The organism is Pandoraea sp. E26 (assembly GCF_000681415.1).
GTDB lineage: Bacteria > Pseudomonadota > Gammaproteobacteria > Burkholderiales > Burkholderiaceae > Pandoraea > Pandoraea pnomenusa.
Window position 1 is genome coordinate 203231 of sequence record NZ_AYXJ01000034.1, and the last position, 21101, is coordinate 224331.

The 21101-nt window shown below is 64.1% G+C and carries 21 protein-coding genes; 16 read left to right on the forward strand and 5 right to left on the reverse strand.

The genetic code is table 11. The features are described from left to right. The first annotated feature begins 11 nt into the window (after positions 1-11). The 6 genes from mnmE to W930_RS0121865 all read left to right on the forward strand — a co-directional run bounded on the left by mnmE (position 12) and on the right by W930_RS0121865 (position 4050). A complete protein-coding gene (gene mnmE, locus W930_RS0121840; protein ID WP_023598273.1) occupies positions 12-1406 on the forward strand; it encodes a tRNA uridine-5-carboxymethylaminomethyl(34) synthesis GTPase MnmE in 1395 nt (464 codons plus the stop codon). Positions 1407-1608: 202 nt separating this feature from the next. Continuing rightward, complete coding sequence (locus W930_RS0121845) at positions 1609-1962, forward strand: hypothetical protein (protein ID WP_023598274.1); 354 nt, start codon at positions 1609-1611, stop codon at positions 1960-1962. A 74-nt stretch (positions 1963-2036) separates the two neighbouring features. Next, complete coding sequence (locus W930_RS0121850; protein ID WP_023872672.1) at positions 2037-2576, forward strand: glycine zipper family protein; 540 nt, start codon at positions 2037-2039, stop codon at positions 2574-2576. A gap of 84 nt (positions 2577-2660) precedes the next feature. Further along, a complete protein-coding gene (locus W930_RS30515; RefSeq protein ID WP_023872671.1) occupies positions 2661-3101 on the forward strand; it encodes a hypothetical protein in 441 nt (146 codons plus the stop codon). Between the two features lie 92 nt (positions 3102-3193). Beyond that, positions 3194-3778 (forward strand): RNA 2',3'-cyclic phosphodiesterase, encoded by a 585-nt coding sequence (thpR, locus tag W930_RS30520; RefSeq protein ID WP_023872670.1) that lies wholly within the window; start codon positions 3194-3196, stop codon positions 3776-3778. Between the two features lie 56 nt (positions 3779-3834). Further along, positions 3835-4050 (forward strand): hypothetical protein, encoded by a 216-nt coding sequence (locus W930_RS0121865; protein ID WP_023872669.1) that lies wholly within the window; start codon positions 3835-3837, stop codon positions 4048-4050. Positions 4051-4153: 103 nt separating this feature from the next. On the opposite strand, the gene W930_RS0121870 is transcribed toward W930_RS0121865, so the two are convergent. After that, a complete protein-coding gene (locus tag W930_RS0121870; protein WP_023598279.1) occupies positions 4154-4948 on the reverse strand; it encodes an MHYT domain-containing protein in 795 nt (264 codons plus the stop codon). A 174-nt stretch (positions 4949-5122) separates the two neighbouring features. On the opposite strand from W930_RS0121870, the gene W930_RS30525 reads away from it, so the two are divergent. The 3 genes from W930_RS30525 (at position 5123) to W930_RS0121885 (ending at position 8029) form a co-directional block, all read left to right on the forward strand. Beyond that, on the forward strand, positions 5123-5263 hold the full coding sequence (locus W930_RS30525; protein WP_023872667.1) for a hypothetical protein: 141 nt from the start codon (positions 5123-5125) through the stop codon (positions 5261-5263). A 112-nt stretch (positions 5264-5375) separates the two neighbouring features. Continuing rightward, a complete protein-coding gene (locus W930_RS0121880) occupies positions 5376-6947 on the forward strand; it encodes a DHA2 family efflux MFS transporter permease subunit (protein ID WP_023872666.1) in 1572 nt (523 codons plus the stop codon). 134 nt (positions 6948-7081) lie between these two features. Beyond that, the gene (locus W930_RS0121885; protein WP_023598282.1) at positions 7082-8029 is read left to right on the forward strand and encodes a DedA family protein/thiosulfate sulfurtransferase GlpE; all 948 of its coding nucleotides are present in this window, start codon (positions 7082-7084) and stop codon (positions 8027-8029) included. A gap of 90 nt (positions 8030-8119) precedes the next feature. Here the strand turns inward: W930_RS0121885 and W930_RS0121890 are convergent, their stop codons facing one another. Continuing rightward, positions 8120-8575, reverse strand: a complete 456-nt coding sequence (locus W930_RS0121890) for a MarR family winged helix-turn-helix transcriptional regulator (protein WP_023598283.1) — start codon at positions 8573-8575, stop codon at positions 8120-8122. Positions 8576-9302: 727 nt separating this feature from the next. Between W930_RS0121890 and W930_RS0121895 the strand changes: the two genes are divergently transcribed. The 6 genes from W930_RS0121895 (at position 9303) to W930_RS0121920 (ending at position 18437) form a co-directional block, all read left to right on the forward strand. Beyond that, on the forward strand, positions 9303-11078 hold the full coding sequence (locus W930_RS0121895; RefSeq protein WP_369798701.1) for a ClcB-like voltage-gated chloride channel protein: 1776 nt from the start codon (positions 9303-9305) through the stop codon (positions 11076-11078). Then, positions 11075-13126, forward strand: coding sequence for a bifunctional tRNA (5-methylaminomethyl-2-thiouridine)(34)-methyltransferase MnmD/FAD-dependent 5-carboxymethylaminomethyl-2-thiouridine(34) oxidoreductase MnmC (gene mnmC / locus W930_RS0121900; protein WP_023872664.1), 2052 nt, complete (start codon positions 11075-11077; stop codon positions 13124-13126). Before W930_RS0121895 ends, mnmC begins: the two co-directional genes overlap by 4 nt. Before the next feature lie 313 nt (positions 13127-13439). After that, a complete protein-coding gene (locus W930_RS0121905) occupies positions 13440-14645 on the forward strand; it encodes a cation:proton antiporter (RefSeq protein ID WP_023598286.1) in 1206 nt (401 codons plus the stop codon). 3 nt (positions 14646-14648) lie between these two features. Next, positions 14649-15764 carry a YbdK family carboxylate-amine ligase gene (locus tag W930_RS0121910; RefSeq protein ID WP_023598287.1) on the forward strand — a complete coding sequence of 372 codons (1116 nt, stop codon included), beginning with the start codon at positions 14649-14651 and terminating at the stop codon, positions 15762-15764. Between the two features lie 1414 nt (positions 15765-17178). Next, the gene (locus W930_RS0121915; protein ID WP_023598288.1) at positions 17179-17820 is read left to right on the forward strand and encodes a MarR family winged helix-turn-helix transcriptional regulator; all 642 of its coding nucleotides are present in this window, start codon (positions 17179-17181) and stop codon (positions 17818-17820) included. A 164-nt stretch (positions 17821-17984) separates the two neighbouring features. Then, on the forward strand, positions 17985-18437 hold the full coding sequence (locus W930_RS0121920) for an SET domain-containing protein (protein WP_023872663.1): 453 nt from the start codon (positions 17985-17987) through the stop codon (positions 18435-18437). A 24-nt stretch (positions 18438-18461) separates the two neighbouring features. Here W930_RS0121920 and W930_RS0121925 read toward each other — a convergent pair whose 3' ends face one another. After that, positions 18462-18767, reverse strand: a complete 306-nt coding sequence (locus W930_RS0121925) for a 4a-hydroxytetrahydrobiopterin dehydratase (RefSeq protein WP_023598290.1) — start codon at positions 18765-18767, stop codon at positions 18462-18464. Between the two features lie 177 nt (positions 18768-18944). Continuing rightward, complete coding sequence (phhA, locus tag W930_RS0121930) at positions 18945-19790, reverse strand: phenylalanine 4-monooxygenase (protein WP_023598291.1); 846 nt, start codon at positions 19788-19790, stop codon at positions 18945-18947. Between the two features lie 141 nt (positions 19791-19931). Between phhA and W930_RS0121935 the strand changes: the two genes are divergently transcribed. Continuing rightward, positions 19932-20423, forward strand: a complete 492-nt coding sequence (locus W930_RS0121935; RefSeq protein WP_023872662.1) for an Lrp/AsnC family transcriptional regulator — start codon at positions 19932-19934, stop codon at positions 20421-20423. Between the two features lie 81 nt (positions 20424-20504). Here W930_RS0121935 and W930_RS0121940 read toward each other — a convergent pair whose 3' ends face one another. Next, entirely contained in the window at positions 20505-21020 is a 516-nt protein-coding gene (locus W930_RS0121940; RefSeq protein WP_023598293.1) for an FUSC family protein, read from the reverse strand. Positions 21021-21101 lie beyond the last annotated feature (81 nt).

Sequence of the window (21101 nt, forward strand, 5' to 3'; positions counted from 1 at the left end):
CGAATCCTTCCATGAGCGCCTCCGTCTCCGCCGTTCCTGTCGCCGCCATTGCCACCGCCCCCGGACGCGGAGGGATCGGCGTGGTGCGCGTGTCGTTCGGCAAGCATCGCGGCGACGCGGTGCAACGCGTGATCGCGCGCCTGGTCGGGCAGCCGCTCAAGCCGCGCCATGCGTCGTACCTGCCTTTTCTCGACGCCAACGGCGAGGCGCTCGATCGCGGCATCGCGCTGTACTTCCCGGGGCCGAATTCGTACACGGGCGAAGACGTGCTGGAGCTGCAGGGCCACGGCGGTCCCATCGTCCTGCAATTGCTGCTGCAGCGTTGCCTCGACGAGGGCGCCGAGCTTGGCGTGCGGCTGGCGGAGCCGGGCGAATTCACGCACCGCGCGTTTCTGAACGACAAACTCGATCTGGCGCAGGCCGAAGCGGTGGCCGATCTGATCGAAGCGAGTACCGAGGCCGCGGCGCGCTCGGCAAGCCGCTCGCTCGATGGCGCGTTCTCGCGCGAGATTCATGCACTGGTGGATCAGGTGATTCATTTGCGCATGCTGGTCGAAGCGACGCTCGACTTTCCGGAAGAGGAGATCGATTTTCTGGAGGCGGCCGACGCGTTCGGTCAACTCGAACGAATTCGTGCACAACTGGCGCAGGTGCTCTCGCAGGCGCGCCAGGGGGCGTTGCTGCGCGAGGGCATCAACGTGGTGCTGGCGGGGCAGCCCAACGTCGGCAAGTCCTCGTTGCTCAATGCGTTGGCCGGCGCGGAACTGGCCATCGTCACGCCGATTGCCGGCACCACGCGCGACAAGGTGCAGCAGACGATCCAGATCGACGGCATTCCGCTGCATATCATCGACACGGCCGGGCTGCGCGAGACCGAAGACGAGGTCGAGCGCATCGGTATCGCGCGCAGCTGGAGCGAGATCGCGAAGGCAGACGCCGTGCTGCACCTGCTCGACACCCGTACTGGCATGACGCCGGAAGACGAGGCGATCGCAAGGCAGTTGCCGAAGCACGTGCCGATCGTGCGCGTGTACAACAAGACGGATCTCGCGGGAGAACCGGCGACGGTGCTGCCCAAGGAGGGCGCGGCGCCACTCGGCGTGCGTCTGTCGGCCAAGGGCGGGCAGGGGATCGATCTGCTCCGCGCGGAGTTGTTGCGGATTGCCGGATGGCAGGCAGGTAACGAAGGCGTGTTTCTCGCCCGTGAACGTCATCTGTCGGCGTTGCGCGCCGCGCGCGAGCACATCGAAATGGCGGACGCACATGCGCGTCGCAACGCGAATGCGCTCGATCTCTTCGCCGAGGAACTGCGTCTTGCGCAGGAACAGCTCAGCACCATCACCGGCGAATTCACTTCCGACGATCTGCTCGGCGTGATTTTCAGCCGGTTTTGCATCGGGAAGTGACCCCCTGCATACGAAAAGCGTAATGCTTTGAAACACTTCCGACACGTGTCGTAATTGCCCGGGAAGGCCGTCGCGCCTAGACTCGGGAGCATGAACACCTGAGCGGTATCGCGTCGCGAAAGGTCGCAAGCCTCTCGTTCGCGACGCGTATCCGCGATGCGGAATCCACCGCGTCCGGCGTTCGTTCTTCGAGGTCCGTGTCGTGAAACGTCTTCCTGTTGTCCTCGGCCTGGTCGCCGTGGCCGCTGCCGCCGTGAGCAGCAGCGCCTTTGCCTGGCATGGCCGCGTGGGTGTCTGGGTCGGTCCCGGCTATTACCCCTATCCCTACAGCTATCCCTATTACCCGCCGCCGTCGTACTACGCGCCGCCGGTCGTCGTCGTGCCGAGTCAGCCGCAGCAGTACATCGAGCAGCCGCAACCCGGCGCACAGGGCAATCTCCCCGGCACCAACGGCGACACCTGGTACTACTGCGACAAGGCGGGCGCCTATTACCCGTACGTGAAAACGTGTCCGGCCGGATGGCGCGAAGTGCCCGCGCAACCGGCGTCGAACTGATCGGGAGACACGCCATGGCCTTTGCTACTCTCGTTCGCGGCGCGCGCATGTCGCCGTCGTCGGCACCCACACACATGCGTCGCAACGAACACCCACCGCGAGCGTGGCGCCGCCTCGCGCCACTCGCCGTGACACTTGCCGCCGCCGCGCTCGCGGGCTGCGCCGTCGTGCCCACCGGTCCGAGCGTCATGGCGCTGCCGGGTACCAGCAAGACCTTCGACCAGTTCCGGCGGGACGACTTCAACTGCCGCCAGTTCGCGTCCGGCCAGAACGGCGGCATGGACGCGGCAACCGCCGCCAATAACAGCGCGATCGGCAGCGCCGTGATCGGCACGGCCATCGGCGCCGCGGCCGGCGCCGCCTTCGGGGGCGGCTCGGGGGCCGCCATCGGCGCCGGTGCCGGCCTGCTCACCGGCAGCGCCGTCGGCATGGGCAACGCGCAGTCGTCTGCATACCTGACGCAAAGCCGTTATGATCAGGCCTACGTTCAGTGCATGTATGCGAGCGGCAACCGCGTGCCCGTGCGCGGGGACATGATGCCTTCGCAACCGGTGCAACGGTACGCGCCGCCGCCGCCCCCGCCTCCGGGATGGCGGCCGCCGCCCGGGTACTGATTCCACACATAAGGCGTGACGCCGACGCTGGTCCCGCGACGGGCCGTCGCCGGCGAATTCGCGTCGCTTCATCCGAGACACCCAATGGCCCGCCATTCACCCGTAACGCTCGCTTCGCCAGTTTCGTCCGCATCGCGTCTCTCGCGCACCTCCCGCACCTCGGTCGCGACGCTCCCCGTGCAAACGCCGTCGCTGCGCAAGTCGTCATGGCGCATGCTGGCCGTCGCTCTCGCAACGGTGGTCGCCTCGATCGCGTTCGCGCCGCGCGCCCACGCGCAGAACACCGCAGCCCCGTCGAGCGCAGGCACGACCAACAGCGCCGCAGCGGGCGTGGCACCGGGCCAGGCGATCAACCCGAGTGCCGACATCTCGCGCGCCGTCTCGCGCGACATGACGGACACGGCGATCCAGAACAACTGGAACAGCATCATGCACCCGCCGGTGCAGGCCAGGCCCGAAGACAAGCCGGCGGAATCGCCCCGTCGCGGTCGTCGTGGCATTACGCCCGGTATTTCAACGAACTGATCGCGCGGACCGTGCGGAGCGCGCGGCTGGCATTCGACCGGACGCGCGTCTACTATGAGAGTCATCAGCAGGTTCCGATCCCTGGTGTTCTCATGCGACTTTTCCTCGCCCTGTGGCCTGGGCCGGGCGTACGCGCGCAGCTTCACGAATGGGCCGTGTCGGCGCATGCCGAATGCGGCGGACGTGTGCTGCGCGCCCAGACCCTGCATCTCACGCTGGCCTTTCTCGACGAAGTGGATCCGGCCCGCCTGCCGATCCTTCTGGCACTCATGCAGCGCACACCGCTCGCACCGTTCACGCTCACCTTCGATCATCTCGGCTTCTGGTCGGATCGCAAGATCGTTTGGGCCGGTGCGGCGGCCGTGCCGGACAATCTCGTCGCGACACGCGATGCGCTGCTCTCGCAATGGGGCGCCACCGGGGCCCGCGTGCTCACGCAAGCATTCCGCCCGCACGTGACACTGCTGCGCCATGCGCGGCGCGCGCCGTCGGACCCGCATCCGCGTCCGCTCCTCTGGCAATGCGACGGCTATGCGCTCGTTCATTCCGTTCGCACGCCGCGCGGGCCGCACTACCGTGTGCTCGCCGAGCATCACGGCACGACGCCGGAAGGCTTTTTGGCCGCGCCGGACGAGAATTCGTCAATGCCCGCAACGCAATACGGTATAGTCGGATGACGACGCGCCGGCCGAACGGCAGCACGTCGGTTTTTCGTCATTCGCAGGAGGTTCAAGTGCAAGTCGGATCGATCGTCAAATCCAATCACATCGCAGTACCGCAAGGCGCCATGGGGATCGTGACCCGTGTACTGGGCGATATGGCGATGGTGCGCTGGTACTCCGGACAGCCCGGGGCATCGAAAGAGCTCAACACCGAACCGTTTTTCATTGTCGACCTGATCGAAACGGGCGATGTCATGCCAGTAGGAGGCAGCCCCATCCTGCACTGAACAGCGTGCCGCGCCGACAGGCGCCCGGATACCGAAACGCCGGCCCGTCGAGAGACTGGCCGGCGTTTCTGCTTTTCCGGTGCCCGCGGCTTTCGCGCCCCCATCAGACGGGCCCCGCGCGCTGGCGCACGAGCGCGTCGAGACGCGCCGCCATCCGCTCGCGCCGCCGACGTGACGTGCGGTAGAGCAACACCGCCATCGCAAGCAGCACGACGCAGGCGATGGCAAACACCCCGTACGGCAACGTGTCGCCGTGCAATCGCATGCTGACTTGCGCACGTGTCTGTGTCGTGCAGATGATCGTGCCCGCGCGCATGCCCGTGTAGTGCATGCCACAGACGGCGACAGCCATCACCAGCGCCGCCAACGCGCGTTGCAGGCTTGTCTCCAGGTGAAACGCCAGCCAGAGCGCCACACTGGCCGCCACGATCGCAATGAGCACCGACAGCGCCACGAGCGTCGTGTCCCATTCGAAATACGCCTGCGTGCGCACCGCGCTCATGCCGAGATAGTGCATGCCGGCAACGCCGAGCCCGCCGGCCACGCCGGCGATCACGCATCGGATCGCATTGCGATAGGGCGCCCTGGCCACGTACCAGAGCGCCGCCCCCGAGACCAACACCGCCAGCACCAGACTGCCGAGCGTCGGCCAAAGGGAATACGACACGGGGAACGGCATGCGTTGCGCAGCCATGCCGATGAAATGCATGCCCCAAATGCCGATACCCCCCAGCGCGAGTGCCGATACGGTCAGATAACCGAGGCTGATGCCGCCGTCGTCGTCGCGAATGCGCGACGCCGCCACCAAAGCGACATACGCGCCCAACGTCGATATCACGAACGAAAGCAGAACGAGAAACTCACTGTATTGAAGGGGAACGACGCTTCCTGGCTGCATAGGCTTGTCCTGTGATTTTGCTACCGTCGGAACGCCCCAAAGGACGACGAAGAGCGATCTATTATTTGCGCCTGCACGACTACGCCCAGGGGGACACGACGTGGCATCGAACACGTCGGGCGTCAGCGCGATTCAATCTCGACGGTCCGTCGGCGTCAAGGGGTAAAACCGACCATGATTCGCCAGACGACGTCGATTTGCCGCACCGGCGCCGAAACCGTCGAGCGCATCGTCGCGCAAGCCCCCGCCCGGCGCACGATTGCCGCAGCGCGCGACGCCATCCTCGAGCCGTGGAGGGTTGGCACCGACATTTAGAGTCGGCGTTCCAAACCCGCGTCGCACATGGGCGCCGAACTGCGGCACCATCCAGGTTGGACACTGACCGGGCCCGGCGAGGCTCGGCCGCCATTTCAGGGAGACGTCTCACATGACCGACGCGGTCACGACCCATTCCACCGCCACCCCGGCGCCGCAGGGGGCACCGCTGACCGGCGCGCGACTGGCACTACTCACGGTCGGCCTTGCGCTGGGTACGTTCATGGAAGTGCTCGACACGTCCATCGCCAACGTGGCGGTGCCGACCATTGCGGGTAGCGTAGGGGTCTCGAACAGTCAGGGCACGTGGGTGATCAGCTCCTACGCCGTAGCCGCCGCCATCGCCGTGCCGCTCACAGGCTGGATGGCCCGGCGCGTGGGCGAGACGAGGCTGTTCGTGATGTCGGTCGCGGCCTTTACCGTCGCGTCGATGCTGTGCGGCCTGGCGCCGAACATGGAGACGCTCGTCCTCTTTCGCCTGCTCCAGGGCCTCGTGTCCGGCCCGATGGTGCCGCTCTCGCAGACCATCCTGCTGCGCAGCTTTCCGGAGAAGAAGCGCGGCCTCGCGCTCGGTCTGTGGGCGATGACGGTGATCGTCGCACCGATCTTCGGCCCGGTGGTCGGCGGATGGATCACCGACAACTACACATGGCCGTGGATTTTCTACATCAACGTGCCCGTGGGCATCTTCTCGGCGATATCGTGCTTCATTCTGCTGCGCGGGCACGAGACGAAGACGCAGAAGCTGCCGATCGACCTGATCGGCCTCGCGCTGCTCGCCATCGGCGTGGGCTCGCTGCAGATGATGCTCGACCTCGGCAAGGATCGCGACTGGTTCAACAACAGCCTGATCGTCACGCTCGCGCTCACGGCGGCGATCTGTCTGTCGTTTCTGGTCATCTGGGAGCTCACGTCCGACAAGCCCATCGTCGACCTCACGTTGTTCAGGGATCGCAACTTCGCGCTGGGCGTGGTGGTGATTTCCTTCGGCTTCATGACGTTCTTCGCCTCGGTGGTCATCTTCCCCCTGTGGCTGCAAACGGTGATGGACTATACGGCGGGCAAGGCGGGTCTGGCCACCGCGCCTGTCGGCCTGCTCGCCCTCGTGCTATCCCCGATCATCGGTCAGAACATGGAGCGGCTCAACCTTCGCGCGGTCGCCTCGTTCGCATTCTTCGTGTTCGCGGGCGTGTCGTTCTGGAATTCGCATTTCGCGCTGAATCTGTCGTTTGCGAAAGTGATCGAGCCGCGGTTGGTGCAGGGCATCGGCATCGCCTGCTTCTTCGTGCCGGTCACGACCATCACGCTATCGAGCATTTCCGACGACCGGCTCGCCGCGGCCTCGGGCCTGTCGAACTTCTTTCGCACGCTTTCGGGGGCCATCGGCACCGCAGTGAGCACGACGATGTGGGAAGACCGGGCCATTTACCATCACGCGCGTCTGGCCGAGAACATCACGCCGTATTCGAGCGCAACCACGAGCTACCTCGACCAGTTGCGTCAGGGACTGGGGCTTGGCAACGGGTCCGACTTCGGCATGCTCAACGATCTGGTCACCCGCCAGTCCTTCATGCTGGCCACGAACGACATCTTCCACCTGTCCGGCTACGTGTTTCTCGCCATGGCGGCGCTGGTCTGGCTGACCCGGCCGAAGCGCGGCACCAAAGCCGCCGTGGGACACTGACCCGGCGCCGGCCGGCGATCGTTCCAGAAAAGCAACAGTACTTTTCGGCTTGCCGGCTTCTGGCCGTCACGCCCGGGCGCTACCATGCCGTATTGCGCCGGATTGCGCTCACTCTTCTTGCAACAGGTGTCGGCATGCTGTTCGAACTGATCGCCCGCTACGGACTCTGGCTCGTCTTTCTGAACATCTTCGGACAGGCACTCGGGCTGCCCCTGCCGGCCTATCCCACGCTCATCGTCACGGCGTCGACTTCGCTTTTCCCGGCGATGCTGATCGTCGCACTCGCCGTCTTCGCGGCACTGCTGGGCGACACCCTCTGGTTCCTCGCCGGGCGGCGGTACGGTCATCACATCCTGCGTCTGATGTGCCGCCTGTCGATTTCGCCGGACACCTGCGTGAGCCGTACCGAAGGGGCAATGGGCCGTCACGGGGTGCGCGTGCTGATGTTTGCGCGCTTCGTGCCGGGTCTCTCGGCCCTGTCGGTGCCGATGGCCGGCGCGCTTGGTGTGTCCTGGCGCACGTTCCTGCTCTACGACGCCATCGGCGCGCTTCTGTGGTCGGGTGTCGCCGTGGCGCTCGGCGTGGTGTTCGCGTCGCACATCGTGTCGGTGCTCGACGCCTTCGACACGCTCGGTCGCGGCGTGCTGTGGCTCGTGGTGCTTGTCTTCGTGCTGTACCTGCTCAACCGCTGGCTCAACCGCTACCGGCTGCTGCGCTCGTTGCGCATGGCGCGCATTGGCGTTGCCACGCTGGAATCCTGGATGAAGGACGAAGTCACGCCGGTGGTGATCGACGTGCGTTCGGCCGCGCGCCGCGCCATCGATCCGTTCACGATTCCCGGGGCGCTCGCCATCGAGCCCGACGAGATCGGCGAAAAACTGCGCGATATTCCGCGAGATCGCCGGATCGTGGTGTTTTGCGCCTGTCCGAACGAGGTGACGGCCGCACGCCTGGCGCAGCAACTGCGTCAGCAGGGCTTCGCCGAGGTGCGGCCGCTGCTCGGCGGGCTCGACGCATGGCGCGACGCGGGCTACACGGTGCAGAAGATCGACGGGCTGGAAATGCTGGTTCCCGCACATTGATACATCACCGATTGCGCAATGCATTGCGAAATGCATTGCGCACAACTCAATGACGCGCGCTCATTCGAAAGACAGCGCGTGTTTTGCGTTTCAGGCGTCGGCCAGCGCGTCACGCAGTTGCAGCAGCAACGTACGCAAGGCCTTCTGCTGGGCGTCGGACTGACCGGTGACCGCCTGCACCTGGGCGGGCACCTGACGCGCCTCACGACGCAAATTCACGCCGCGTGGCGTGAGGTCGATGAACACCTGACGCTCGTCCGCTTCACCACGACGGCGCGTCAAAAGTCCCATGGTTTCCAGTCTTTTCAGCAGCGGGGTGAGCGTGCCGGAGTCGAGTCCGAGGCGCGCCCCCAACTGATTGACGGCGATATCGTCCTGCTCCCATAGCACGACCATCGCGAGATATTGCGAGTAGGTCAGACCCAGCCTGTCGAGCATCGGCTTGTGTGCCTTTGTCATGGCAAGCGACGCCGAGTACAACGCGAACCCCAACTGCTCTTCCAGACGCACTGGGGATTTCTGTGCGCCCTTTTTGCTAACGGCCATTCTCGTACGACGTCTCAATTCCATTTCGATTGCGCGCCATTCTATTTCACCGCGTGGAATGTCGCCAGTTGCGTGATGGCAGTGACCCACCGACGACAAGCCGCCTTCCACGAAAGCAATTTACGGTTACCCGAATACGGCTCGGTGTCGGCGCCGTGCTGCGGTTACGCGCAGCCGCATTCGACGCCGCCGCAGCTATCCACTCGCGCGAGCTCGGCACCGATCGGCATCCGGCAGGCTGTGCGCTCACTTCCGACACCATCTGTCTGCGAGCCGATCCCCCGGCGCATGGCGTTGAAAAATGCTTTATCTGAGGCCGCCTCAGTTTCAGGAGGAATTCGCCCGGGACAAGCGGGGGTGAGAAGCCGGGGTGAGAAGCCGGGGTGAGAAGCCGGGGTGAGAAGCCGGGGTGAGAAGCCGGGGTGAGAAGCCAGGGAGAAAGGCGGGGTGAGGCCGGGAGCAGGTTCGGGATTCCGGTACGCCGGATGCCTGAGGCGATGCGGAGCCATCCCGCGAGCGGTCCGTGGCGCGAATGGGATCATGAAATCGCAGGGGCGGCTTTCCGAGCCTGTCTCGAGATCCCGGAATGGGTCGCACGCCGCCGCCAACCGAAATTCGTCGGGAAAAAATGCGTTAGCTGAGCAATCCTCAGTTTTGAGCGCCAATCGTACCGACGCCAGCCGGTGTGGCCGGGGTGTGCTTTCAAAAATGGGCGTCGGTCGATACCATGAGACCCAATTCCGATCACGACCGTCTCCTATCCGTGTCAGCAGTATCCGCCTGGGCCAAGTTGCCCGTCGTTGTGTGGGTGCGGCGTCAATTCGCACCGAACACCCTGCAAATCACGCTGCTGCTTGCCGGCATCGTCGGTCTGCTGGGGGCGTTGGCAACCGTGGCGTTTCGCGAGGCGCTCTCCGGGATGCAGTTCCTGCTCGCTGGGCATCGCAGCGGCATGGTCGAACTGGCGCAGAACCTGAACTGGTGGCAGCGGCTGCTGCTGCCGACCGTCGGGGGGCTGGTGGCTGGGCTGATCCTCCAGTACGCCACGCTGTGGGTGCCGAAAAAAGGCGCCGACGACTACATGGAAGCGATCGCCATCGGCACCGGCGTGCTGAGCCTGCGCCAGACGCTGGTCAAGAGCCTGTCGTCGCTGTGCTCGGTAGCGTCGGGCGCCTCGATCGGCCGCGAAGGGCCGATGGTGCAGCTCGCCGCGATGTTTGCCTCGCTCGTCGGCCGCATCCTCGCATTTCCCCCCGAAAGGCTGCGCCTGCTCGTTGCCTGCGGCGCGACCGCGGGGATCACGTCGGCATACAACGCACCGATCGCCGGAGCGCTGTTCATTTCGGAAATCGTGTACGGCTCGATCTCGACGGCAACGCTCGGACCGCTGGTCGTCGCCTCGGTCATCGCGAACATCGTGATTCGCCAGTTCCTCGGCTACGAAGCGGTGTACCAGATGCCGCGCTTCGATTTCGTCTCCGGCTGGGAAGTCTTCTTCTACGTGGGCCTCGGCGTGCTCGCCGGGATACTGGCGCCGTTGTTCCTTCGTTTGCTCGATACGGCCAAGCAGCGTTTCAGCTCGATGCCGGTGCCGCTGTTCCTGCGACTCGCGCTGGGCGGACTTGTGGTCGGCGTGCTCTCGTTGCAGGTCCCGCAGGTCTGGGGCAATGGCTACAGCGTGGTGAACTCGATCCTGCATACGCATTGGGCCTGGCAGGCCCTCGCGATGGTGCTGGTCTTCAAGGTGCTCGCCACGGCGTCGTCCGCCGGCTCGGGCGCGGTGGGCGGCGTATTCACGCCGACGCTGTTCGTTGGCGCGGCGCTGGGCAGCCTGTACGGCATTGCCATGAACGCGCTCGCCCCGTCCACCGCATCGGTGGCGAGCAGTTACGCCGTGGTCGGCATGGGGGCGTTTCTCGCGGCAACGACGTACGCGCCGCTGATGTCGATTCTGATGATCTTCGAGATGACGCTGAGTTATCAGGTCGTCTTGCCGCTGATGCTGGCCTGCGTGACGGCGTACCTGACCGCGCACACGCTGCGATCGGACTCCGTCTACGCCAAGTCGCTGCGTCGCAATCAGGTCGCGGGCCGCTGGCTTTCGATGACGGGTGAGGGCAGCGAGATGCGTCTGTCTTCGCTCGCGGTCGACAATGATTCGGTGGTGAGCGCCGCCGAGCCGGCGGATGCCATTGGCGAGCGCTTCATCGCCACCGGCTACCGCAATCTCGTCGTGCGCGCGGAAGACGGGCGTCTGGCCGGCACGCTCGACGCCGCGAACTGGTGGCGACGGCAGGCCACCGGCGAGCCGGCGCAGTGGGCCGACGCCATCACGCCTTGCAAGGCGCTCGATGGCGACATGGCGCTTGTGAGCGCGTTACGCTCCGTGGGCAAGATGCACGCCGACTGGGTGCCGGTCGCCAACGCGCAAGGCAAATGGCTTGGCGTGGTGTCGCTGCCCGGGCTGATCGAGATCGTGACCGAAGAGCGGGGGGCCGAATGAGCCGGCGTCCAGGCGTCGGCCCGATCCGGCCGGCCGAACCGGCAACCGCCGACGACGGCACGCCGTACTCCACGGTATTCGACGACGTCTACCACAGCACCGACGGCGCACTCGGTCAGGCGCAGCATGTTTTTCTGGGTGGCAACGATCTCCCGGAACGCTGGCGGGGCCGCGAGCAGTTCGTGATCGTGGAAACGGGCTTCGGCCTGGGTCTGAATTTCCTCGCTACCTGGGCCGCGTGGCGCGACGACCCGCAGCGCCCGGAAAGACTGCATTTCGTCTCGGTGGAGAAGTCGCCGTTCCGGGCCAAGGATCTGCGGTGCATGCTGGAGCCCATGCTGGTGCTGCCCGGCATGACGGCGCTCGCGCCCCTGATGCAGCGGCTGTGCGATGTCTGGCCATCGCCCGTGGCAGGGTGGCACCGACTCGAACTTGCGCCGGGTGTGATCCTGAGCGTGGGCTTCGGCGAATTCTTCGACCTCATGCCGCTGTTGCGCGCCGGGGCCGATGCGTTCTATCTCGACGGCTTCGCCCCGTCGAAGAACCCGGACATGTGGTCGGCGGAGGTCTTCAGGACACTCGGGCGCCTGGCGCGCGACGGCGCGACGATCGCCACCTATACCGCCGCGGGACAAGTCCGGCGCGACCTGATCGCCGCGGGTTTCGACGTGGCACGGCGCCCCGGTTACGGGCGCAAGCGCGACATGCTCGCGGGCCGTTACGCGCCCCCCTATCGCATGCGTCGCCACGATCCGCCGCCACCAGCGCCGCCACGGGCGCGGGAGGCCATCGTCGTCGGCGCCGGCATGGCGGGGGCCGCGATGGCGCGGCGTCTGGTAGCGCGCGGCTGGCGAGTCCGGCTGTTCGAGCGTGCGCAGGCGCCCGGTATGGCGGCCTCGGGCAATCCCGCCGGCGTGTTCCATCCCCAGCTCTCGGCCGACGACAACGTGCTGTCTCGACTGACGCGCGCCGGCTTTCTTTACGCGCTCTCGCAATGGCGCACGCTCCCTGGCGGACTGCCGGGGCGCGCGGACGGCCTGCTCCAGGTCGCCACGAGCGAGGCTGAGGCCGAGGCCATGGCGCAACTCGTGACCGCGCATGGCTATCCCGAAACGTATGCGAAGTGGGTCGACGCGCAACACGCATCGGCGCTGGCGGGCGAGACGCTCGCCCATGGCGGTGTGTGGTATCCCGAGGGGGGCTCGCTGGCGCCGGCGATGCTCTGCCGTGCCGAATTGGTCGCGGCGGGCCCTTCGCTAGACGCACGCTACGGTGTGAGCGTCGAACGTCTCGAAAGGGTGGGTGGCGGTGCGGACCCTGTAGCCGGTGACGGACGTGGGGCCACCGCCTGCCGCTGGGCTGCGCTCGACGAAACCGGCCGCGTGCTGGCGGAGGCGGACGTGGCCATCGTGACCGCCGCCGACGTCTCGCAAACCTTGCTCTCGGCCTATCTTCCGCCCGAATTCGTACCCGTCAAACGCGTGCGGGGGCAGTTGACGTTCCTGCCTCCGGACACGCTTGCCGGGCTGCGCATCCCCGTGTGTGGCGACGGCTACGTCGCGCCGCCTCCGCTCGGCGGCGCCGGCCCTGTCACCGGAGCGACGTACGGCTTCGATGACCCCGCTGAAGACGTCCGTGTCGGCGATCATCAGGCCAACCTGCGACGTCTCGCGGCACTGTTGCCGGGCCACGCCGACGCTTTCGGCGAGGCCGGCCTCGCGAGCGAACAGGCCGCCGCCGAGCTGGGCGGCCGCACGGCGTTCCGGGCGTTAATGCCCGACCGGTTGCCGATGGCGGGCCAGTTGCCTGATCTCGCTGCCATCGAGCCGCAGCGAAAACGTCTGGCGGGCGGGCACCTGCGTGACATCCCGCGCCTGGACGGGCTCTACGCGAGTTTTGCCTTCGGCTCTCGCGGGCTGGTCTTCGCGTCGCTTTGCGCCGAGCTGGTGGCCAGCCAGATCGAAGGCGAGCCGTGGCCGATCGGCAGCGATCTGGCCGATGCGGTCGACCCGGCGCGCTATCTCATGCAATCGCTTCGGAAGGCCTGACAAGCCCCACGAACCTTAACCGCCCCAAGTCCCCGGCCGCCAGGAATACTTGATGTGGACGGCGCATCGCTCTGAAATTTCAATCTGACCCTCAATGGGTTGATAGCCCGCTCCGTGCGGGGGCGTCGCGCCATCGGCGCGCACGCCTCATGCCGGTCGAGCGGCCGTTTGAAAGCGCCGCAAACCGAGTGTGGCAAAATGAGCCCAACCCTTCGGGTTCGTCGCGCATTTGTCCTTTATCTGCAACCCCGCGCGCGACTTTCTTTCCTTTTCACCACTTGATGCGCCGTCAAGCGGCGCAAAGCGAGCATTAATGACGTCGGAACTGTCCCTTTTCCCGGGCTGGCCGCCGGCGCCCGATCCCGTTTTCTTCGCCGGGCTGGCACTGGTATTTGCCGGCCTTGCGGGGGAAATCTGTTTCCGGAGACTGCGCCTGCCGCGCATCACCGGTTACGCGGTGGTCGGGCTGGTCGGTGGCACCCTGGGTCTTTCATCGATGCTGGATGCGCAGACCAGCGCTGCCATACGGCTACTGATCGACCTGGCGCTCGGCCTGCTGCTGTTCGAGCTGGGCAGTCGCCTCAATCTGAAGTGGATGCGGGCCAATCCCTGGATCATCGTCACCAGTGCGCTCGAAGCTTTGCTCACGTTCATCGCGGTCTATGCCGTGCTGCGTGTCTTCAGCGTCTCTGCCCTGACGGCGGTGCTCATCGCGTCCATCAGCATGGCGACCTCGCCGGCGGTGGTCATCCAGTTGAAGAACGAACTTCGTGCCGAAGGCCAGGTCACCGAGCGTCTGATGGCCCTGGCAGCGCTCAATAGCGTGTACGCCGTGGTGGCGGTCAAGCTGGTCTATGGCTGGATGCACCAGGCGTACCACTCCAGCTTCTGGGTGGTGCTTTTCCACCCGCTGTACCTGCTCGTCGGCTCGATCGTGCTGGCGTTCGTGCTCGCCAAGGCCTGCAATCTGGTGTTTCGCAAGTTCGGCAGCCAGGATCATCACGCCTTTGTGATGCTCATCGGTCTGATCATGCTGATGGTCGCGCTGGTGCACATGCTCAAGCTGCCGAACTCGCTCACGCTGCTGCTCGCCGGGATCATCTTTCGCAATCTCGACGAGCGCCCGCAGCTCTGGCCTGCCTACTTCGGCACCGCCGGCTGGCTGCTTGCCGTGGTGCTTTTCGTGCTCACGTCGCTGGCGTTCCAGTGGGAGTACCTCGTGCTCGGCGGACTCGCCGCACTGGCGATCATCGTCGTGCGCGGCCTGGCCAAGGTGGTCGGCACGGTGGCCGTGGCCCACCAGGCGGGCATCAGCTACAGGCAGGCCGTCGCGCTCGGGATGTCGCTGTGCCCGATGGCCAGTCTCGCGTTCGTACTCGTTGCCGACACGTACGACATCTACCCGCAGTTCGATCCAATGCTCAAGGCCGTGGTGATGTGTGCCATCGCGCTGCTGCAACTGGCCGGACCGCTGGTGGTCTATTGGGCATTGGCCCTTGTCGGCGAACGGAAGGATTAAGCCATGTCATTAGAAGAATTCATTCCTTCGAAGCCTTGCACGTTCGGTGTGGAGCTCGAGATGCAGCTGGTCAATCGTCACGATTACGATCTGACCAAAGCGGCCGCCGACCTGATGCGCCTCGTCGCCAAGGAGACACACCCCGGCGAGATCAAGCCCGAGATGACCGAGAGCATGATCGAGTTGTCGACCGATATCTGTCATCACCACAGCGACGCCGTTACCCAACTGCGCAGGGTGCGCGACGTGCTGGTCGGCGCCGCCGAGCAGCTCAACGTCGGCCTGTGCGGTGGCGGAACCCACGCGTTCCAGCGGTGGAGCGAGCGCACGATTTACGACTCGCCACGCTTTCACTTTCTCTCGGAACTGTATGGCTACCTGGCCAAGCAGTTCACGGTCTTCGGCCAGCACGTGCACATCGGCTGTCCGGACCCGGACAGTGCGCTCTACCTGCTGCACGCGATGTCCCGTTACATCCCCCATTTCATCGCGCTGTCGGCCTCGTCGCCGTATGTCCAAGGGGTGGACACCGGGTTCCATTCAGCCCGTCTGAACTCCGTTTTCGCGTTCCCGCTGTCAGGTCGCGCGCCGTTCGTGCTCAAGTGGGAAGACTTCGAGACGTATTTCGACAAGATGGTGAAGACCGGCGTCGTGGAGAGCATGAAAGACTTCTACTGGGACATCCGTCCCAAACCGGGTTTTGGGACGATTGAGGTCCGGGTGATGGATACCCCCCTCTCGGTCGACCGCGCGGCCGCCATCGCCTGTTATATCCAGTCTCTGGCCCGTTATCTGCTCGAGGAGCGTCCGTTCGTGCTCAGCGAAGACGATTACCTCGTCTATACGTTCAACCGTTTCGAGGCCTGCCGTTTCGGTCTGGAAGGCGCATACGTGAATCCACAAAGCGGTGAGCGCACCACGTTGGGGCAACACATTGCGCAAACGCTGGAGATCATCAAGCCCCATGCAGCGGTGCTCGAGGCCGAAGCGGCCTGCGACGAGATCGCGCAACTGGTGTCATCGGGCAAGAACGACGCCGTGTGGTTGCGCGAAGTGCATGCCGACGCGAAGTCGCTCAACGAAATGGTGCGTCAGCAGTGCCTGCGATGGGCTGCATGACCTGAAGGCACCGCAAACCGTGGGGTTCACGCCCGGTTTGTAGTCGGCAGTGCCGGTGGTTATGCCGTCGGTGTGAGGAAACCCCGCCTTGGCGGGGTTTTTTATTGCCCGGGCGTCGCCGGCCCTGCCGTTTGTGCGGCACCCGGCAGGAAGTGCTTCCGTTTTGTGCCGCGTGGGGGCTCCGGTGCGCTGGACAGGCTCGAATCACGCATCGCGAGCGCTGCGTTTTCCACCGTTCAGGCAGCACCGGTTTTCCGCTTTTCGCGTCGCTCGTAGCAAGGTTTTAAGGTTTTAATAGGTTTACTGTATGTATACATAGTAGTAGTTAACAAAGGCGGTCCATTCCTGTGGATAACCACAGTTAACGCTGTGTAAACAGGACATTGGAGTAATGAGAACTGGATGGACAAACAGCGGGTATCCCGGGAACAACTCGGAACAGTTTTTGGCCCCTGTGGAAAGATTCGGAAGTTATCCCGAACCCGTGCACATCTAGTCCGACAACTTATCCAGAAAGTTATCCACAGGCGCCTATTTTTTGTGCATCGGGGTGCCGAAAACACGGTTTTGTGGATAATTTTGATGTTTTTGCGTGACCCGTCTGGTTCGCGGATACAATCTCGCCACTTCGATTTCCGACTTGCCGTGCGTGGTGTAACAAATGATTGATGCTGGTTTTGCTGGCGGTAACGAGCGAAATCGCCGGTACTGTCAAATTTCTCTTGCTGCGTGTCCCGAAGCGTTTTCGGCGGACGCGCGAATCCGACTTTTTTGCTGATCGCGGCCTTCGGTCACTGACGACTGACGGTTGCGTTTCGAATCATTTGCGTTCTGTCCGAATCGCAGGACGGTTGGTGCGCGCCCGAAAAAGTGGGCGACGCGCGACAGGGCGCTTCGAGGATCGAGAGAAATTTCCGCGCGGCGCGTGCGGGAACGCAGGGTGGGTGAAAGGATCGCCAAGGGCTGTGAGCCATGCCTGGCGAGGCTTCGCACGAAGACGGGATTTTGGTGAGGGATACGAGGCGGTTCTGCGTGACGTCGTGCGGCGCATCTGTTTGACGCCTCATGTCGTTCGCATGGGATGCGAAGTGTTTTCGGACATGCGACGCGGCTCGACGTCAGTGCGCAGGACACCAATATTTTGTAAACATCCTGAGTAGGATTTGGGAGATCAGTACAAGAACTGATACGCCAAAATCCAACTCAGAACACACAATGGAATCGTGGTGGGGCGGCAGGTTCAACAGCGACTTGCCGTCGCGTATCGACACGGAAGTGGTCGTTTAGGGTTTCCCCCGGGCGGGGCGCCGAAATATCAGGAAAGTTGTTGATGAGACGTGTGATGCACCGCCTGTGAGTTTATTTGACAAGCTGTTTTACCGACGTATAGTTTTTAGAAATCCTAACGAAAATCATGGCTACTCCGACCCCACTAGATGAAGCGCTCTCCAAGCGAGTGACAGCAGGTTTGTTGCGTATGGGGACCGCGTTACGGAGCCACGCCTGGGAGGGCGCGGCATTGGCTGGATTGACACCGACACAGGGGGAGATCCTCACGCTCTTGCTCATGCGCGGCGTGCCGATGCGTTTGGGCGAGATCGCGGAGGACGCCGCGCTCACGTCGGCCACGGTCAGCGAGGCCGTGAGCACGCTGGAGAACAAAGGGCTAGTCGAGAAACGACGTGATGCCAATGATGGACGCGCCCTGGCGCTGCGCCTGACCGCGCGTGGCAAGACGGCGGCCAAGAAAGCGTCGCAATGGCCGAACTTCCTGACGAGTGCCTCGGACTCGCTTGGCGAGAAGGAGGGCGCTCAGCTCTACCGTTCGCTCGTGAAGATGATCTTCATGATGCAGGAGCGCGGCGACATGCCGCCGCAACGCATGTGCCTGACCTGCAGCCACTTCGAGGTGTCGGCGCGTGGCAAGGCGCAATACCACTGCAATCACTTCAACGTCACATACGACGATTCGCGATTGCCGCTCGATTGCAACGCGCACGAGGGCGCCGACATCGTCACGCAGCGCAGGGTCTGGAAGCTGTACAGCAAAACCTGAGTTGCGCCGCGGTCGTCCCGGCGCACGCAGGGCGCCACAGAGGGGGGAGAGAACGTCATCCGCAACCGGGTGACGTTTTTTTTCGTCGCGACTTGTCACGCACATGAACGTCGCGTGCCTGTACACTGCGCTTTTTTGCATCCACGAAACCTCGTCGCATACAGATGGCAGCCAAGCGCAGAATCGAAGTCAGGAAATCGGGCGTCCACGGGAAAGGGGTGTACGCGGTCAAGCGGCTCAAGAAGGGCGATCGCGTGATCGAATACAAGGGCGAGATCATTTCGTGGCGCGAAGCCTTGCGCCGACATCCGCATGATCCGGCGCATCCGACGCACACCTTCTATTTCAGCCTGGAAGATGGCCGTTGCATCGACGGCAAGGTTGACGGCAACAACGCCCGCTGGATCAATCACGCCTGCTCGCCGAATTGTGAAGCGCGGGAAGAGGGAGAGCATGTCTACATCTACGCCACGCGCGACATCGAGCCGGGCGAAGAGCTGTTCTACGACTACGGTTTGGTCATTGACGCGCGGTACACGGCAAAGCTCAAACGCGAATACGCCTGTCATTGCGGCAGCAAGGACTGCCGCGGCACGCTGCTCGCGCCGAAGCGCTGAGCCTGTGATTTCGCCCGGCGGCGCTCAGCTCGAGGCGCGGTCGCCGGCGAACTGGTCGATTTCACGTGCGAGATCGATGTCGCGCTGGGTCAGGCCGTCGGCGTCGTGCGTCGAGAGCGTAATGTCCACACGGTTGTAGACGTTGAACCACTCGGGATGATGATTCATCTTCTCGGCGCTCAATGCGACCTGAACCATGAAGCCGAAGGCTTCCCTGAAGTCGTGAAACGTGAAACTGCGCTGGATGGCGTCGCGGCCGACCACCTGGTGCCACTCGGGCAGCACTTCGGCCAGGCTCGCGCGTGCCTCGGAAGAGAGTCGTGTTGTCATGGCATTCCTTTCAAAGACCGGCGGGGGTGCCGATTCATGCGATCTATTGTTCCACAGGCGGATGTGGCGCGTGTGTAAGCGCCTTCCGATAGTGTGAAACCGGGATCGCGCCGGGCGGCCCGGGTGGACGGAGTGGGCGTGACGGAAAATTCGGCCCGGACGACCCGGGCCGTGCCATCATGCCGGCAGCAGGATTGGCGTGTCGTCGACGCGACGCTCGCCGGCTTCGAAGGCTGCGGTTTGGGCAAATGCCCCGAACAGCGCGGGCAGGTCGGCGCGCATGGCCTCGAACAACTGGGCGAAGTCGTCGATCACGAAATAGGTTTGCTGGAAGGTGTCGATACGGTATTGCGTGCGCAGCACCCGTTCGAGCGAGAACCCGATGCGGTTCGGCTCGCGCGAGGTCAGCGAGAATTCCGTCTCCGCGCGGCTCGAGACGATGCCCGCGCCATAGATGCGCAAGCCGTCGCCGTCACGCATCAGACCGAATTCGACCGTGTACCAGTACAGGCGTGCCAGCAGCGGGAGCGCCCCCAGCGATTGCGCCACCTTGCCGGCTTTGCCGTAAGCCTGCATGAAGTCGGCAAACACGGGGTTGGCGAGCAGCGGCACGTGGCCGAACACGTCGTGGAAACAGTCGGGTTCCTGAAGGTAATCGAGCTGGTCGGGACGGCGCATCCACCACGTCGCCGGAAAGCGCCGGTTGGCAAGATGGTCGAAGAAGACATCGTCGGGCACCAGGCCGGGCACGGCCACCACTCGCCAGCCGGTGGCGGTCATCAATTTTTCATTCAGACGTTCGAACTCCGGCACGCGGCGTGCGTCCATGTCCAGAGCGCGAATACCGTCCATGAAGGCATCGCAGACGCGGCCCGGCAGCAAGGCTGTCTGACGTTCGTAAAGCTGCTGCCACACCGCGTGATCGACCGCGCCGTATTGCTCGACGGGCTGATCGATGGTGAAGTCGGGCCGGGTCGTGAGACCGGCGGCGAATTGCTCTTCGAGCATGGCAGTAAGGGACATGATGCGAACGACTCAATCAAGCGGTGACAATGATTGAAAGTGTAGTGCGCATGGCATGCGAAATGGGCGCATAATGCGCCTGTGGTGAAAGGCGTTTGCATAAATTTCGCATAAAAACATGATTTATTGCGGAGATTCGTCATGCTTGATCTGGATAGCTTCGATTTGGCCCTTCTGGATGCGCTGCAGAAGGAGGGGCGTGCCACCCATCACCAGTTGGCGGAACACGTGGCGCTCTCCGCGTCGCAGATCGGCCGCCGCCTGCAACGGCTTGAAGCCGCGGGCGTGATCGAGGGGTATCGCGTGGTGTTGCGACCCGAGGCATTGGGTCTGGCTGTGACGGCATTCACCACGCTGCGCTTGCAGCATCATGGCGATCAGGTGATCGAACGATTTCAGGCGGAGATCGATCTGCTGCCCGAAGTGCTCGAATGCCACGCGGTGGTCGGCGAAGCCGATTACCTGCTACGGATCGTCGTTCCGGACCTGAACGCCCTGTCGGCGTTCGTGATGAAGCGGCTGATGCAGGTGCCGGGCGTCGAGAACGTGCGCTCGAACATCGTGCTGAGCGCTTTCAAGCGCAGTAATGCACTGCCGCTGCACTATCTGGCGAACCGACAGTCGCAGCGCTGAAGGGAGGCGACGAGGACCTGTCCGGGCTTCTTGTAGCGTCTGCGAGCCCAAGGCTCGATCACGCAACGAGACGGTCCGACATCAGTCGGCGGGCATCAGCCACGGCTTCACGTAGCGGCCATAGACCAGCGACTGGATGAGGGCGACGGTCGAGCCGACCAACACCTCGATCACGCGCAGCATGGCGAGGCTGAGCTCTTCGTGCAGTCCTTGTCCCTGACCGCTCAGGGCGGCCGACATCAGAATCACGACCGTGGCCGGCCCGAGGCGCCAATTGGCGGGATAGTTCTGCACCAGCATCGCCGCGAGCGTGGCGACGGTGATCCCCACGAGCATTGCCGCCAAACCCGGCCCCATGATGAGCAGCACCGCACAGGCCACGACCGCACCGGTGATCGTGTTGATCGAGCGTGCCTTGAAGTTGCTGCGCGCCTGCAGGGGATCGGGTTCGGTCACGATGATGAGCGAGATCATGGCCCAGTACGGCTCGGGGAAGCCGGCGGCACGAAGGCCGAACCACACGATCAGCGACCCGCTCAGTATCTTGACCAGATAGACCAGCGCGTTTTTCTTGGGATGGAGAAAGGCGATGGACATGAGGGCGCACAGTCAGGCACGGGAAGACGCCAGTGTGACATAGCCCGACTTCGGACGCAGACTATTCCGAGGGGTCCATGC